The organism is Kribbella sp. NPDC026596 (genome assembly GCF_040638415.1).
GTDB lineage: Bacteria > Actinomycetota > Actinomycetes > Propionibacteriales > Kribbellaceae > Kribbella.
The window spans coordinates 1-14,404 of sequence record NZ_JBEZYF010000046.1; the positions used below are offsets into that span (position 1 = coordinate 1).

Consider the following 14,404-nt stretch of genomic DNA (forward strand, 5'->3'; position numbering starts at 1 on the left):
ACTGGCGACGACGGGACGCAGGGAGCTCCAAGAGGTCAATCCGAAACCCGACCAGACGGTCGAATCACTCAAGGAGGACGCGAGATGGCTGAAGATCCGGAAGAGCTGAAGCGCGACATCGAGCAGACGCGGCGCAACGTCGGCCGCGACGTGGACGCGTTGACGGAGAAGGTCAGCCCGGGTCGCGTCGTCGGCCGCCGGGTCGACCGGGCCCGCGGTGGGGTCCACCGGTTGAAGGAGCACGTGATGGGCTCGGCGGAGTCCGTGGGCGGATCCGTGAGCGATACCGCGGGTTCGGCGGTGTCGACCGTGCAGGACGCGGGCAGCAGGGTCGGTGACGCTGTCGGTTCAGCACCGGACATGGCTCGGGCACGGACCCGCGGTACGCCGCTGGCCGCCGGGCTGATCGCGTTCGCGGCGGGGTGGGTCGTGGCCGCCGCGCTCCCGGCGTCGACGCGGGAACGGGACCTGGCCCAGGACACCAAGGACAAGGCGATGGAGGCCGCCGGTCCGGTGAAGGAGCAGGCAGCGCAGGTGGCGCAAGAGGTGAAGGAGAACCTCCAGGAGCCTGCGCAGCAGGCGGTCGAGAACGTCAAGCAGGCCGCATCCCAGGCAGCGACCGACGTGGCGGACGAGGGCCGCTCGGCGGCTCAGCAGGTCGCGGACGACGCGAAGGATTCGGCGGACACCGTCCGGCGGGCAGGTTCCTCGAGCTGATGAGCGACGTACGACGGCCGGACGTTCCGGGAGTGGATGCCGACAAGCCGACGGAGATTCCGGCGGCCGGCTGGTGGCAGGTGATTCGGCGGGCCTGGGCTGAGGCCAAGGCCGACCAGGTGCCGCTGCTCGCGGCCGGTGTCGCGTTCTTCGGCTTCCTCTCGCTGTTTCCGGCCGTCGTCGCCGCAGTGCTGGCCTACGGGCTGGTTGCGGATCCGTCGCAGATCCGCTTCACCTACCGGCTCGGCCCGGCTCGGGACGCGCCACTCTGGCTGACCGCGTACGCCGTACTCCTCGGAGCCGAAACCAACGCCGAAACCGAACAACAAACGGCCCGCGACACCACCAAAGGCAACCCCCGCCCCCTCGGCCAGCGAAACGCCGTCAAGGCCGACTCCATACCGGGGTCGCGGGCCGATCCCGGTCGCAGCTGAGAAACAACGGCTGGATCGCGCCGGGCTCCGGTTTGGTTGCTTGATCGGGTGGATACCGGCGGCCTGAGACAGGAGGCGATCGGATGCGGCATCACGATGTGGTGGTGATCGGCGCCGGGTCCGGGAATATGGTGGTCGGCGATTCGTTCGCGGGGCTCGACGTCGGCATCGTGGAGGAGCGCCGGTTCGGGGGGACGTGTCTGAACTTCGGGTGTATTCCTTCGAAGATGCTCGCGTACGCCGCTGAGGTGGCCGAGACCGTCCGCGAGGCTGGGCGGTACGACGTCGAGGCGGAAGTGCTCGGATTGCGGTGGACCGGGCTCCGGGACCGGGTGTTCGAGCGGATCGACGCCGATGAGGCGAAAGGTCGCGCAGGTCGCGACGAAAGCGATTTCGTGACGGTCTATCCGGGGCATGCCCGCTTCCTCGGGCCGACCAAGCTGCAGATCGAAATGGGCGAGGAGTCGGTCGCGGTGGCGGCCGATCAGATCGTGATCGCCGCGGGCGGCCGTCCGGTGGTTCCGCCGCCGGTAACCGAGTCGGGTCTGCCGTACGAGACGTCGGACACGATCATGCGGATCGACAAGCCACCGCGGCGACTAGCAGTTCTTGGCGGGGGCTACATCGCGGCTGAGCTCGCTCACGTGTTCGCGGCCGCCGGCAGCGAGATCGTCATCGTCGAGCAGGCGGAGCGATTGCTCGGACCCCAGGACGAGTCCGTGGGGGAGGCCTACACCGAGCTGGCCCGGCATCGCTTCGAGCTTCGCCTCGGCCGCGAACTGACGAAACTCGAAGGTGATCCCGGCGCGCTGCGGTTGGTGCTCGATGACGGGACGACCCTTACTGCCGACTCACTCCTCGTCGCTGTCGGGCGAACCCCTAACTCGGACACGCTCGATCTGGGCAAGGCCGGCATCAGTACGTACGACGACGGCCGCATCATCGTCGACGAGTGCCAGCGCACTGAGGTCGACGGGGTGTTCGCGCTCGGTGACGTCTGTACGCCGTACCCGCTCAAGCATGTCGCGAATCGCGAGGCCGAGGTGGTCGCACACAATCTCCGCCACCCGCGCCAGCTGCGCGCTACCGACTACGACGTCGTACCGGCGGCCGTCTTCACCTATCCGCAGATTGCGTCGGTGGGTGCGACCGAGCAGGACTGCCGAGCCGCGGCGCGGAACTATGTTGCCGCGAGCACCCGATTCGCCGATGTCGCGTATGGGTGGGCGATGGACGACACCACAGGTTTCTGCAAGCTGCTCGCCGACCGTGACACTGGGCGTCTGCTCGGCGCGCACATCATGGGTCCGCAGGCCAGCACCCTCATCCAGCCGCTGGTCATGGCGATGACACTCGACATTGATGCTCAGACTCTTGCCGAGCGCCCCTATTGGATCCATCCGGCTCTCACCGAAGTGATCAGCCAAGCGCTGCGGAAGGTTGCACTGGGTACTGATCGGGTATGAGTGCGGTCGTTGTAGAATTTTCCAACCAACGGAAATCAGTGCAATGAACGGGGTTGGGGTCGATGAGCGCAGAAGGCTCCGGTACGTCGGCCCGGCGGTGGCGTGGAGTGCACAAGGCGCTGGCCGATCCGCTGCGGATCCGGCTTCTGGAGGCGCTGTGGGAGAGGCCGCAGTCCGCCCGTGAGCTCGCCGAGCGGGCCGACGTTCCGGCTGACCGGCTCTACTACCACTTGGGTCAGCTCGAACAGGCCCGGCTGATCGAGATCGCGGAGTACCGTCCACTCGCCCGCGGCAAGGTCGAGCGGGTCTATGCGCCCGCGGTCACAGAACCCCCCGGCGATGCCGCGAGCCCGGAAGAGATGGCTGAGTTCCTCGGCTCGATCCTGGACGCCACCCGGGCCGACATCAACGCCGCCTACCGGTCCGAGGCGGCCGGCGGACGTCGGGAGGTCTCTGTGCACCGCGGTGCCCTGCGACTGACCGACGAGGCGCTCGCCGAACTGCGCGGCCACATCGAACGGCTCGCCACCCAGCCTGGGGACCGCGACGCGCCAGGGACCTGGACGCGAGTGGTTGTCGCGGTCGTCGACCTGCAAGACCGCCCGTCCCTGGACGCTGTTGCACCAGAGTCTGAGAGGTCGTCGTGAATGACAGTGAGGACTGCACGACCGACCCCAACACCCGGACGGCGATTGCGATCCGGGCCTCGGACGCCGAGCGCGATCGGGTCGGGGCGCAACTGCAACACCACTTCGCGGTTGGCCGGCTGACATTGCCCGAGCTCGAAGAACGCTTGGCCGAGGCCTACGCAGCACGAACCCGCGACCAACTCGACGCCCTCGTGATGGATCTGCCGGTCGAGGTGGAAGCAGCCGCGTCATCCACAGCTGAGATCGATACCCGCCTGCTGATCATCCTCCTGTGCGCCTCGCCACCCGCGGCCCTCGTCTACTGGCTCATCTACTACTTCCGAGAGAGGGGGTGGGGATAGGTACTGGTGGGCTTGGACAGGTTATTGCTTGTCTCAAGGCCCCAGAAGGTGTCCTTGCCCCCGCGTCCGGGCCGCCTGGCGAGTGCGTCTCGCGGTCGTTCCACCAGAGGTCGGTGATGGCGGGCGGTGGTCGGAGGGGAATCGCCTGGGTGCAGGCGGAGCTCGGTCACGATCGGGCGGTGCGGCGTACGTAGGCGGGAAGCGCGTACCAGAAGACGACGAACCAGATCACGACCACGCCGAGGATGACCAGCGCGACGGGACGGGAGAGGATCGCGTCCAGGGCGATCAGGACGCCGCCGGCGATCGCGGCGAGCAGGAAGACGAGTCCGACGCTGATCAGGCGATGGGTGATCGGGACCAGCCGGTCACGGAGTTTCTGCTGGTAGAGGATGCGGTGGAAGGAGACCGGAGCCAGGAACAGCGCGACCGCCAGCGCCGACGTGGTCAGGGTGACGGCGTACACGTAGTGCGTGAACTGGTCGGCAGCCTGGAACTGGTTCTGGAAGGCGATGGTCAGCAGGAAGGCGAACAGGATCTGCGTGCCGGTCTGGGCGAGCCGCAGCTCTTGCAGGAGTTCGCTCCAATGCCGGTCCAGCCGGGCACCGGCGCCCTCTTCGTCGCGTTCGTACGGTCGGACGGTCATCGCTTTCCTCACGTCTGGGTCCGGCGGGTACGTACCCAGTACCCCGGGACACGCGTAGTCGACCGGGAGGCGGGGTACCGGGCGGCTGAGCGAAGGGAGCGCGTGATGCCTGCAGGTTCGAGTCCGAAGCGGGAACGGCAGTACGAGCACATCAAGGCCGGGCTGAAGAAGCGTGGCCGGAGCGAGGACACCGCCGAGGAGATCGCGGCGCGGACCGTGAACAAGGAGCGGGCGCGCGCGGGGGAGTCGAAGCAGAAGAGCCGTTCCTCCACGCACGACATGTCGTCCAGCCGGCGTGGCGGCCTGCGGTCACACAGCGGCTCGAAGGGCCGCACCAAGGAACAGCTCTACAACGAGGCCAAACAGAAGAACATCAAGGGCCGCTCATCGATGAACAAGGCTCAGTTGGCGAAGGCCGTCGGCCGGTAGCTATTCGGAGCCGGGCGGGGTTGGTAGGCGGCGGTGGCGGAGGACGTACTCGGCGATTTCGCGGAGTTTGATGTTGCTGTGCTGTGAGTGGCGGCTGAGGACGTGGAACGCCAGGTCGGCGCCGATGTCGAAGCGTTGCATGAGGATGCCTACGGCCTGGCCGATCAGCTTGCGTGCCTCGACGGCGTTCAGGATCGATTCGCGATGACGTGCTTGGGCGATCGCTGCCGACGCATGTTGCGCGAGGAGTGCGGCGATCGTGAGGCGTTCATTCCCCACTCGATCGGAGTCGCTCTCGTACAGGCTGAGAGCTCCCACCGGGCTGGACTTGACCCTCAACGGCAGATGGGCGACGGCGGCAACGCCAACTGGCGGCTGCACCTGATCGTTGGAATAGTCGACGACGACCGGGTCGTTGCCGCGCGCCACGACCAGCAGCGGACTGCCCTCGGTGAGCAGGCCCCGGCAGAGCGGTCCGATGGCCGGGTCGGAGAGCGCCGCAAGCTCGACCCGGCCGGCGCGTCGGGTCAGTACAAGGCTGGCGAACGGCCAAGCAAGCGTCTGGGCAGCAAACTCGACGACCGCGGCCGCGACCTGCTCGACGCCGGCGTCGTGGAGGTCCACGGTGAGTTGGGCGAGCGCTGCCGCGACCGAAAGATCCGGCTGGTTCGGCACTGAAAGTCCCCCCGAGGACATGGGTGAAGAACCACCCACATCTCCGGAGTGCAGAGGCCAAGTTTGCGTGATTCGTCGCCGGATTACCTAATCCATCAGCCGGTGTGGCGGCTGTTTCCTGGCGGGCGTCGGTGGTGTGTGCGACATCCTTGGCGGTAGCGTGCTGCGTGGTGCGTGGCTCAGGAGGTGGGGTCGGAGATGCCGTGGTTTCCGGAGTTCAGCAGTGCGGCAGAGTTGGCGCGGCGCGAGATTCGGATCGCCGGGCAGGCTGATCCGGTCGCGCAGTACTTCACCGCGTTGAACGAAGGCAGGACCGACGCTCTCGAGGTCGTGTGGCCCGGCGAGGTGGTGATCCACGATCCACGGGCCGGAGTTGTCCGCGGTCACCGAGAGTTGCGGACCTTCGTCCAGGACAACCGCTCGTGGCTGGCTGAGCACGAGGCGCGGATCGAGATCATGGCGTCGACCGTCGTCGGTCCTCGCGCCGTCGTCGAGCTCCTGGCCCACGTGCGGTACGACGGCCGCGAGGTGCCCTGGCCGATGGCGGTCGTCGCCGAATCACCGGACGATCGCTCGGTCGTGTTCCGCACGTACTGCAGCCAGTGGCCGGTCGACGGACGACGCCACGTCAGACCTCCGGTCTTCGAGCCCGGGCACGCCGAGCCCGGTGACGTCGTCGGCCGCCATCTCGGCGCGCTCGCCTCCGGTGACACCGAATCGATCCTGAAGACCTTCGTGCCGGACGGGTACGTCGCCGAGCCGATCGGACCGGACTACATCCATCGCGGCGCCGACGAACTCCGATCCTTCTACACCGGCACCTTCAGCGAGGGAGGCGGCATCGGCCTCCAAAACTGCACCATGATCGACGACGGCGTCCGGTGCGCGCTGGAGTACAACCTCATCGCCTGGGGGACCCACGCCGTACCACCCCAGGCCGGCATCGCCGTCTACGAACGCAGCCCGGACGGCCTCCTCGCAGCCGTCCGGATCTACGACGACGTAGAACCGCCAGACTCCAGGTAGCTCGTCAGGAGTGAGCAGGGCCGTCACTTCGCCGTGAAATTTACAGCGCTGTAGACAGAAAGATTTACAGCGCTGTAAAGTCGCGGGCATGCCGACGAGCCGTCCGAACATCCTGTTGTTGATGACCGATCAGCATCGGGCTGGTTTCACGGCCGGGTCGGGGTTCGGGCTGGACACCATGCCGTGTCTGGATGGGATTGCGGCGGCGGGGGCGTCGTTCGAGCGGGCTTACACGAGTTACCCGGCGTGTGTGCCGGCGCGGACGAGCTTGCTCACCGGTCGATTCCCGACCGCGCACAGGGTGCGGCAGAACAGCAACGCGCAGCATGCGTACTACTCGGATGATCTGCTCGACGTACTTCGCGGCAGCGGCTACTCGCTGCACTTCGCGGGGAAACCGCATATGCATCGCACGGCTGAAGACTTCGATACGTTCCACGGGCCGTTCATGCACGACTGTGGCCCGGCGGCGTCTGGCACCGAGGCAGCGTTCGATCAGTGGTTGCACGGTCTCGACCACGGGGTGGCTTCGGAGGCGACGCCGTACTCGCTCGAGGCGCAACTGCCGTACCGGATCGTGTCCGGCGCGCTCGACGCGCTGGGTTCGACGTCCGCGGAGGATCCGTTCTTCCTCTGGGTCTCGTTCCCCGAGCCGCACAACCCGTATCAGGTGCCGGAGCCGTACTTCAGTCTCTTCCCCGAGGACGACGTACCCGATCGGCTGGCCGGTCCGGAGGTGATCCCGGAGCTGGGTTGGCGTTACCGCTGGCTGCACGACCTGATCGCCGGCAAGAGACCTGGGTACGACGATGCCTGGCGAAGGTACCGGGCGAACTACCTGGGCATGCTGCGCTTGATCGACGACCAGATCGCCCGCCTGCTAGACGGTCTCGGTGATCGGCTCGACGACACGCTGGTCGTATTCGTCAGCGATCACGGCGACTACGTGGGGGAGTACGGCCTGCAACGCAAGGGTGCAGGCATGTCCGATGCGCTGATGCGAATCCCCTTTGTCATCAGCGGACCGGGGGTGGAGCCGGGGCGTCGCGACGAGCTGGTGTCCATGGTCGACCTGCTCCCGACCGTGTGTGAGGTGGTCGGCGCCGACCTGCCGGACGGGGTGCAGGGCCGAAGCCTCGCGCCACTGGTCGCCGGCGAAGAGGGACCCGAGGCCGAGTTCGGCAGCATGTACGCCGAGCTCGGGTACGGCGGTGTGTCGTACGACGAGCAGGACCGCCCGGAACTGCATTTCCCCTACGACGGCTCGACGTACGACGAACTGAACAGCGTCACCCAGAGCGGTGGCGAACGCATGCTGGTCAGCGGTCACCACAAGTTGATCGTGGACGACCGTGGCCGGCGAAGGCTGTTCGACCTCCGTGCCGATCCGGCCGAGCTGGTCGACCTGTCCGACGACCCCGTCCACCATGACGTGCTGGACGCGTTGCAGGCCACGTTGGTGCGGTGGATGATCCGCGTCGCCGACGACCTGCCGGCCGGGGCCTATGTACCGAAGACCACCAAGCACAACTGGCGCTGGGCCTGACCCGCGCGGCGCTGCCGACCCCTGGAGGCGCACCATGGCAGGAATCACTCGACGGACCTTGCTCGGGTTCGGGGCGGCGGCCGCGACGGCCGTCTCCCTGCCCGGCTGTGGCGGAGGTGGCGAAGGATCGTCCGACGGCCTCCGGGTCGCCTGGTACGGCGGCGATCCGGTGCACAAGGCAATGGATGCCGCGCTGGCCGCGTTCGGCACCGACCACAGCGGTACGAAGCTCACCACCGAGCGGGCCGCGTTCGCCGACTACTGGGACAAGCTCGCGACACAGACCGCCGGCCGGAAGAGTCCGGACGTGTTCCGGATGTCGATGAGCTACTTCTCCGACTACGCACAGCGCAAGGCATTGCTGGATCTGACCGGCAAGCCGATCAACCTCGACGCGTTGGACAAGGACGTCGCGGAGAGCGGGAAGATCGACGGCAAGCTGATGGGGATCGGGCAGTCGTCGATCACGCATGCGACGTTCCGCAACCCGCATCTGGTGGAGAAGGTTGGCGGGAAGCTGCCGGAGCAGTGGAGCTGGCAGACCTTCGCTGCCTTCGCCAAGGACTTCGCCGCCGAGGCCGGGCCGGGTTCGTACGGCACCAGTGATGCCGGCGGCAACTTCCAGATCTTCGAGGTCTGGGCGCGCGAGTACGGATCCGAAGTGTTTGCCGATGGCAAGCTTGCCGTCGGCAAGGAGGTGCTCGAGGGCTGGTTCGAGTACTGGCAGGATCTGCGGAAGGCCAAGGCGGCGCCGCCGGCCGACGCGTCCGCGGAGGGCGGCTCGTTCGAGACGTCCCAGCTGTCCAAGGGGAAGTCGCCGGTCGAGTTCGGCTGGGTCCAGCAGGTCACGTTCTACCAGCCCTTGGTCAAGAACGCCGAGCTGGTGGTCGGCGCCGTACCGGGTCGGGAGCCGGGGTCGCTGCGCGGTCAGTTCCTCAAGGCGCTCGACTTCTGGTCGGTCTCCGCGAGTACGAAGAACGTCGACGCGGCCGTCCAGCTGATCGACTTCCTGATCAACGACGACCGTGCGGTCAAGGCGATCGGGCTGACGCTCGGCGTACCGCCGTCGAAGAAGTCCCGCGATCTGATCGCCGCGCAGCCGAACACGGCGGCGGGCCGCGCGATCGCGTACGTCGAGACGATCGAGCAGCAGGTCGGTCCGTCCCCGCAGCCCTGGCCGAAGGGGTACGGCGAACTGCTGAGCGTCTTCACCCGGCTCAACCAGGACATCGGCTTCGGCCGTACCAACCCGGCCGCGGCGGCGGACAAGTTCGGGTCCGAGGCGACCCGGGTCTTGAGCGCATGATCAGCCGGACCCTGCCGGGCAAACTGCGGGAGAGCCTGCCGGCCTACGCCTTCCTGGCGCCCTGGCTGGTGGGTCTGGTCGGGCTGACGATGGTGCCGATGGTGCTGTCGCTGTACTACTCGTTCACCGACTACAGCCTGCTCGCCCCGCCGGTCTGGGAGGGTCTGGCGAACTACCAACGGATGCTGTCCGACGACCGGTACCAGCACTCGCTGGTCGTCACCTTCACCTACGTGCTGCTGTCGGTGCCGCTGGAGATGGTGTTCGCGCTCGCGGTTGCCGTCGTACTCAACCAAGGGCTGAAGGCGGTCGCGTTCTACCGGGCCGTGTACTACGTGCCGAGCCTGCTCGGGGGCAGTGTCGCGATTGCGATCCTGTGGCGGCAGATCTTCGGCGCGGACGGACTGGTGAACCACCTGCTCAGTTCGGTCGGGGTCGACGGGCCCAGCTGGATCGCTTCGCCTGACACGTCGCTGCTCACGCTCGTGCTGCTTCGGGTCTGGCAGTTCGGTGCGCCGATGGTGATCTTCCTGGCCGGGTTGCGGCAGATCCCGGGCGACGTACTCGAGGCCGCCGAGGTGGACGGGGCCGGGCGGGTACGGCGGTTCCTGCACATCACGTTGCCGCTGCTGTCGCCGATCGTGTTCTTCAACCTGGTACTGCAGACCATCGGCGCGTTCCAGGCGTTCACCCCGGCGTTCATCGTCTCCGGCAGCGGCGGGCCGTCGGACTCGACGCTGTTCTACACGCTGTACCTGTACCAGAAGGCGTTCGGCAGCTTCGAGATGGGCTATGCCGCGGCGATGGCGTGGGTGCTGTTGCTGATCATCGCCGGCTTCACCGTGGCCAACTTCGTGATGAGCCGGCGCTGGGTCTTCTACGCCGACGAGCGGGAGGCACGATGAGTACGACGTACCGCGCGCGAGCGACCGGATTGCTGTCCCGCCGGACGATCGCGCACGCGGCGGTGATCCTGATCGGGCTGGTCATGCTCTACCCCTTGCTGTGGATGGTGAGCAGTTCGCTGGAGCCGAACGACCAGATCTTCGGCTCGGGGTCGTTGCTGCCGCATTCGCCGAGTCTTGCCAACTACCGTGACGGCTGGACCGGTCCGGGGTCGCCGTTCAGCGTCTACCTGCTGAACTCATTGCTGATCTGCGGACTCACGATTGCCGGCAACGTGCTGTCGTGCTCGTTGGCGGCGTACGCGTTCGCACGGATGTCGTTCGTGGGACGGCGGGTGCTGTTCGGGTTGATGCTGGGCACGATCATGCTGCCGCAGCACGTGACGCTGATCGCGCAGTACTCGATCTTCCGTGACCTCGGCTGGGTGGACACCTACCTGCCGCTGGTGGTGCCGAAGTTCCTCGGCACGGAGGCGTTCTTCATCTTCTTGATGGTGCAGTTCATCCGCGGGCTGCCGCGGGAGCTGGACGAGGCGGCCCGGATCGACGGGTGCGGGGTGTTCCAGATCTATCTGCGGATCGTGCTGCCACTGCTGCGGCCGGCGCTGGTGACGACGGCGATCTTCTCGTTCATCTGGAGCTACAACGACTTCTTCACCGCGCTCATCTACATCTCCGATCCGAGCAAGCTGACCGTGCCGCTGGCACTACGGACCTTCCTCGACGCATCCGGTCAGTCCGAGTGGGGACAGATGTTCGCGATGAGCATCGTCACGATGGTGCCGGTGCTGGCGGCGTTCGTGTTCTTCCAGCGCCGGATCGTCGAAGGGCTCGCCACCTCCGGCCTGAAGTAGTCTGGCGACCGTGACCACCAGACCGCGGCTGGCTGACGTGGCCGCTCGGGCCGGCGTCTCGATGAAGACCGTCTCGAACGTGATCAACGACTTCCAGCACGTGTCGCCGCAGATGCGGGCCCGCGTCCAGGCCGCGATCGAGGAGATCGGCTACCGGCCGAACCTGTCGGCGCGCAACCTCGCGCTCGGCCGGGCCGGCATGATCGCGCTCGTCGTTCCACAGTTGGACATGCCGTACTTCGCCGCGCTCGCCGGTCAGGTCCTGGAGGCGGCGGCGCGGAGCAACTGGGTGGTGCTGATCCAGCAGAGCGGCGGTGATCCCAAGGTCGAGCGGGATGCGCTGGCCGGTCACTTCCCGCAGCGGATGGACGGACTGATCTTGAGCCCACAGCGGATCGGCCCGGCCGACCTGCGCGATCGCACGGACGGGACTCCGCTCGTGATGCTCGGGGAGCGGAACTACCAGGGCATGGTCCAGCATGTTGCGATCGACAACGTCGCGGCTGCCGAGACCGCCGTACAGCATCTGATCGACATCGGGCGGCGGCGGATCGCGCTGATCGGCTCGAGCCCCACCGACCGGCGGCACCCGAGGCTCCGCGGCTACCGCCAGGCGTTGCGTGCGGCCGGACTGCCCGAGCGGACGGAGTGGATCAAGCCGATCCGGAGCAACCTCGGTGAGGAGGGGGAGCGGCAGATGGCGGAGCTCCTCGCCGAGAATCCCGGCGATCCACCGGATGCGGTGTTCTGTGTGACCGACTGGGTCGCGCTTGGGGTGATCCGGGCGTTGCAGACGCGCGGGTTGCGGGTGCCCGACGACGTCGCGGTGATCGGCTTCGACGACATTCCATACGGACGCGCCGCTACTCCGACGCTCACCACGATCTCTCCGGACCGTACGGCGATCGCTCAGCTGGCCGTTTCCTCACTGGAGGACCAGATGGGGGCTCTGGCCGCGGGTACGCCGTACGAAGTCTCCGACCAGCAGGCCTCCTTCCGCCTCATCGTGCGGGAGAGCACTGGCCAGTAGGTTCGGTGGTGACGCAGCCTGGTGGCAGGCGGTGGACTGCGGATGTCTTCCAGGCGCTGATCCGCGACCGTCCACATCGCCCTGCGTTTTCGACGACCGCGGCGGCAGGCGTCGTACCGGCGCAGGCGCGTGCGGGCCTGCTCGATCCCGACGCCCTCCTCCAGCAGCTAGGCGCGGCTCGCTGACTCGGCACCGACGGGTGCGTAGGCCGACTTCGGTAGGAGGCGCAGGCCGGAGTGCACGGTCAGCAACTCGGGGAGCGCGTACTTGCTGGAGCGGGTGGTGTTGATGCCGTGGGTGCCGAATGTCATGGTGACCGAGCATTCGGCTGGGCTCAGGCCCACGAGGCGACCCCTCTGGACAGTCAGCAGCAGGGCATCCAGCGTGTAGAGCAAGGTGAGATCGAACCTGATGGTCATTGGAGACTGTGCGTCGACGGTCACGTCCACCTCGGGGTGATGGTCCGACGAGATCTTGTGGCTGGCCAAGCTGACATGCTCGGGAGTCCCGGCACTTGCCAGTGTGGCTCTCGCCGCCTCCTTGAGGTCGCGGTGTGTCCGCCAGGCCCACAGGATGGGCGCACCGAGGTCCTCATCGAGCACCTTGGCGAGCGCGCCGGCCACGGGACCCGAGACCAGCGGACCGACTCGGGGCACGGCCTTGAGAACTCCGCTGCGCGTGACGATGTTGTTGAGTTCCGTGGACGCGTCGTGACTGGCCTCGGTGAAGAGAGAGACGATCGTGACGCGGTGGTTACTTGTGTTCATCGCTTGTCCTCCTGCAGGTACTGCTGCCCGCGGTCAAGGCGAGCCTTCACGCTGATGCGGTGCGACGGGCCGGACTCCTGCATGCTCGGGCTCGTCGGGGTGAGAGGCCGTCCGACCGCTGTGATCTGAGGTAGCAGACGGCCGTCCGTTTGTCCTCGCTTGTGTACGCGCGCGGCTTTTCCGGCTGCGAGGACGCCGGCTCCGATGAGCAGCGGCAGCAACCACGACGGCCAGTTCGACTCGTCGGCTGCCAGCTCCACGGTGACGGTCGTTCCCTCAGGGACCAGCTCGCCGGCGCTTGGTGTCTGGCGAGTCACATGCCGCGATCCACCCGGCGAATCACTCCCGCTGATCAGCTCGAACAGCAGCCGGCCGCGTTCGACCGCGCTGCGCGCTTCGTCCTGACTGCGATTGAGCAGGTCGGGAACCGGTACGAGCTCCCGTGTCGGCTCGCGGTTCAGATCGACAGTGACGACAGTTCCGACGTCGACTTCGGTGCCGGCCGCCGGGCGCTGGTTCACGACGATCCCAACTGCCGTCCCTGGCTTGACGATGCGGGGCTGGAACTTCAGGCGAGCCGCCCCGATCGCTTTCTGTGCCGCGGCTTCGCGATTGCCAACGACGTCTGGCACGACTGTCCGTACTGGCACCGGCGGTGCGGGGGCGCGCTCGATCTCGACGGCAATCACGGTGCCCACCGGAACCTGACCATCGCGCGGCGACTGCCGGACGACCCGTCCAGTTCCGGGACCGTCCTTGACGATCCTCGGATCGAACCCCAACTTGGCGTTCTCGATCGTCTTGCGCGCCGTCGTTTCGAGCTGGCCGACCACGTCGGGCACATCGACCAACGTGACTGCCGGCTCTCGGCGGATGTCGGCGGTCACCTTGGTGCCCGCGTCCACCGACTCGCCTGCCTGCGGCTCCTGGCTCACCACCCGGCCAGGGCGCTTGCCGTCCTGGACGATCTTTGGGACGTAGAGGAGCTCGGCGAGCTTGCACAGCTCTTCCGCCTCGACTTCGGAATGACCAACGAGATCTGGCACCTTCTTCGGCTGGACAGGTTTCTCCAGGACGAGTTCGACCGCCTCGCCGAACACCCCGTACGCGCCGGCGGCAGGATTCTGCCGGCCAACGATCCAGTCCGCTTTCGCCGCTCTGGGGGACGTTCGTACGACGAGGCCGAGCCCGTCCGCCACCTCGCGTGCGGCGCCGAGCTTCTGCCCGACCAGGTCAGGCAGCACGACGCCAAGCCAGAGAGCCACTACCGGAAAGGCACCGTCGGGGTCTTGCATGCTGCGCACTGCTTGCTGGGCGATCACGACCTTGTTCTCGTCGACCGCCGACGGCTTGTCGTTCATGAGCATGCAGGTGAATTCGTCGGACACGAGGCGTTTGACAGCAGCGTCTACCGACGATCCGAGCACGTCGGGAGGGGCGAGGGGTGAGCCTGTCCACTCGTTCGTGTCAGCGCGTGACAGACAGTCCGGGTGCCCGTTCCCGGCGTCGGCCGGGAGCGTCGGCAGCACCGTGAAGAACAGAGCGACGAAGAATCCAGCACCGACGATCAGCCGCACTACGCGATGAGTCACGCAAACCTCCCCCCGAGGTA

At 67.1% G+C, this 14,404-nt stretch carries 17 protein-coding genes; 13 read left to right on the top strand and 4 right to left on the bottom strand.

Annotated elements, in window-relative coordinates; all coding sequences use genetic code 11:
• The first annotated feature begins 84 nt into the window (after positions 1–84).
• The 5 genes from AB0E63_RS30700 (at position 85) to AB0E63_RS30720 (ending at position 3,608) form a co-directional block, all read left to right on the top strand.
• On the top strand, positions 85–717 hold the full coding sequence (locus AB0E63_RS30700) for a DUF3618 domain-containing protein (protein WP_360374020.1): 633 nt from the start codon (positions 85–87) through the stop codon (positions 715–717).
• Positions 717–1,151 carry a hypothetical protein gene (locus tag AB0E63_RS30705; RefSeq protein ID WP_360374022.1) on the top strand — a complete coding sequence of 145 codons (435 nt, stop codon included), beginning with the start codon at positions 717–719 and terminating at the stop codon, positions 1,149–1,151. Before AB0E63_RS30700 ends, AB0E63_RS30705 begins: the two co-directional genes overlap by 1 nt.
• Positions 1,152–1,234: 83 nt before the next feature.
• On the top strand, positions 1,235–2,617 hold the full coding sequence (locus AB0E63_RS30710) for a mycothione reductase (RefSeq protein WP_360374024.1): 1,383 nt from the start codon (positions 1,235–1,237) through the stop codon (positions 2,615–2,617).
• 62 nt (positions 2,618–2,679) lie between these two features.
• Complete coding sequence (locus tag AB0E63_RS30715) at positions 2,680–3,264, top strand: winged helix-turn-helix domain-containing protein (protein WP_360374026.1); 585 nt, start codon at positions 2,680–2,682, stop codon at positions 3,262–3,264.
• A complete protein-coding gene (locus tag AB0E63_RS30720) occupies positions 3,261–3,608 on the top strand; it encodes a DUF1707 domain-containing protein (RefSeq protein ID WP_360374028.1) in 348 nt (115 codons plus the stop codon). The genes AB0E63_RS30715 and AB0E63_RS30720 overlap by 4 nt, the downstream gene beginning before the upstream one ends.
• Positions 3,609–3,774: 166 nt before the next feature.
• On the opposite strand, the gene AB0E63_RS30725 is transcribed toward AB0E63_RS30720, so the two are convergent.
• Positions 3,775–4,254: a DUF6328 family protein gene (locus AB0E63_RS30725; RefSeq protein WP_360374030.1), complete on the bottom strand. Its 480-nt coding sequence runs from the start codon at positions 4,252–4,254 to the stop codon at positions 3,775–3,777.
• A gap of 105 nt (positions 4,255–4,359) precedes the next feature.
• Here AB0E63_RS30725 and AB0E63_RS30730 point away from each other — a divergent pair, with 105 nt between their 5' ends.
• Complete coding sequence (locus AB0E63_RS30730) at positions 4,360–4,683, top strand: plasmid stabilization protein (RefSeq protein ID WP_360374032.1); 324 nt, start codon at positions 4,360–4,362, stop codon at positions 4,681–4,683.
• On the opposite strand, the gene AB0E63_RS30735 is transcribed toward AB0E63_RS30730, so the two are convergent.
• Positions 4,684–5,358 carry a GAF and ANTAR domain-containing protein gene (locus AB0E63_RS30735; protein WP_360374034.1) on the bottom strand — a complete coding sequence of 225 codons (675 nt, stop codon included), beginning with the start codon at positions 5,356–5,358 and terminating at the stop codon, positions 4,684–4,686.
• A gap of 198 nt (positions 5,359–5,556) precedes the next feature.
• On the opposite strand from AB0E63_RS30735, the gene AB0E63_RS30740 reads away from it, so the two are divergent.
• The 7 genes from AB0E63_RS30740 (at position 5,557) to AB0E63_RS30770 (ending at position 12,210) form a co-directional block, all read left to right on the top strand.
• Complete coding sequence (locus AB0E63_RS30740) at positions 5,557–6,384, top strand: nuclear transport factor 2 family protein (RefSeq protein WP_360374036.1); 828 nt, start codon at positions 5,557–5,559, stop codon at positions 6,382–6,384.
• An 88-nt stretch (positions 6,385–6,472) separates the two neighbouring features.
• A complete protein-coding gene (locus AB0E63_RS30745) occupies positions 6,473–7,930 on the top strand; it encodes a sulfatase-like hydrolase/transferase (protein ID WP_360374038.1) in 1,458 nt (485 codons plus the stop codon).
• Positions 7,931–7,964: 34 nt separating this feature from the next.
• Positions 7,965–9,236 (top strand): ABC transporter substrate-binding protein, encoded by a 1,272-nt coding sequence (locus AB0E63_RS30750; protein WP_360374040.1) that lies wholly within the window; start codon positions 7,965–7,967, stop codon positions 9,234–9,236.
• Entirely contained in the window at positions 9,233–10,141 is a 909-nt protein-coding gene (locus tag AB0E63_RS30755; protein WP_360374042.1) for a sugar ABC transporter permease, read from the top strand. Before AB0E63_RS30750 ends, AB0E63_RS30755 begins: the two co-directional genes overlap by 4 nt.
• Complete coding sequence (locus AB0E63_RS30760) at positions 10,138–10,995, top strand: carbohydrate ABC transporter permease (RefSeq protein ID WP_360374044.1); 858 nt, start codon at positions 10,138–10,140, stop codon at positions 10,993–10,995. Before AB0E63_RS30755 ends, AB0E63_RS30760 begins: the two co-directional genes overlap by 4 nt.
• Positions 10,996–11,005: 10 nt before the next feature.
• On the top strand, positions 11,006–12,025 hold the full coding sequence (locus AB0E63_RS30765) for a LacI family DNA-binding transcriptional regulator (RefSeq protein WP_360374046.1): 1,020 nt from the start codon (positions 11,006–11,008) through the stop codon (positions 12,023–12,025).
• Positions 12,026–12,033: 8 nt separating this feature from the next.
• Complete coding sequence (locus AB0E63_RS30770; protein WP_360374048.1) at positions 12,034–12,210, top strand: hypothetical protein; 177 nt, start codon at positions 12,034–12,036, stop codon at positions 12,208–12,210.
• On the opposite strand, the gene AB0E63_RS30775 is transcribed toward AB0E63_RS30770, so the two are convergent.
• Both AB0E63_RS30775 and AB0E63_RS30780 read right to left on the bottom strand, forming a co-directional pair.
• Positions 12,193–12,792, bottom strand: a complete 600-nt coding sequence (locus AB0E63_RS30775; RefSeq protein ID WP_360374050.1) for a hypothetical protein — start codon at positions 12,790–12,792, stop codon at positions 12,193–12,195. The genes AB0E63_RS30770 and AB0E63_RS30775 overlap by 18 nt on opposite strands.
• The gene (locus AB0E63_RS30780) at positions 12,789–14,384 is read right to left on the bottom strand and encodes a PASTA domain-containing protein (protein ID WP_360374052.1); all 1,596 of its coding nucleotides are present in this window, start codon (positions 14,382–14,384) and stop codon (positions 12,789–12,791) included. The genes AB0E63_RS30775 and AB0E63_RS30780 overlap by 4 nt, the downstream gene beginning before the upstream one ends.
• Positions 14,385–14,404: the final 20 nt, after the last annotated feature.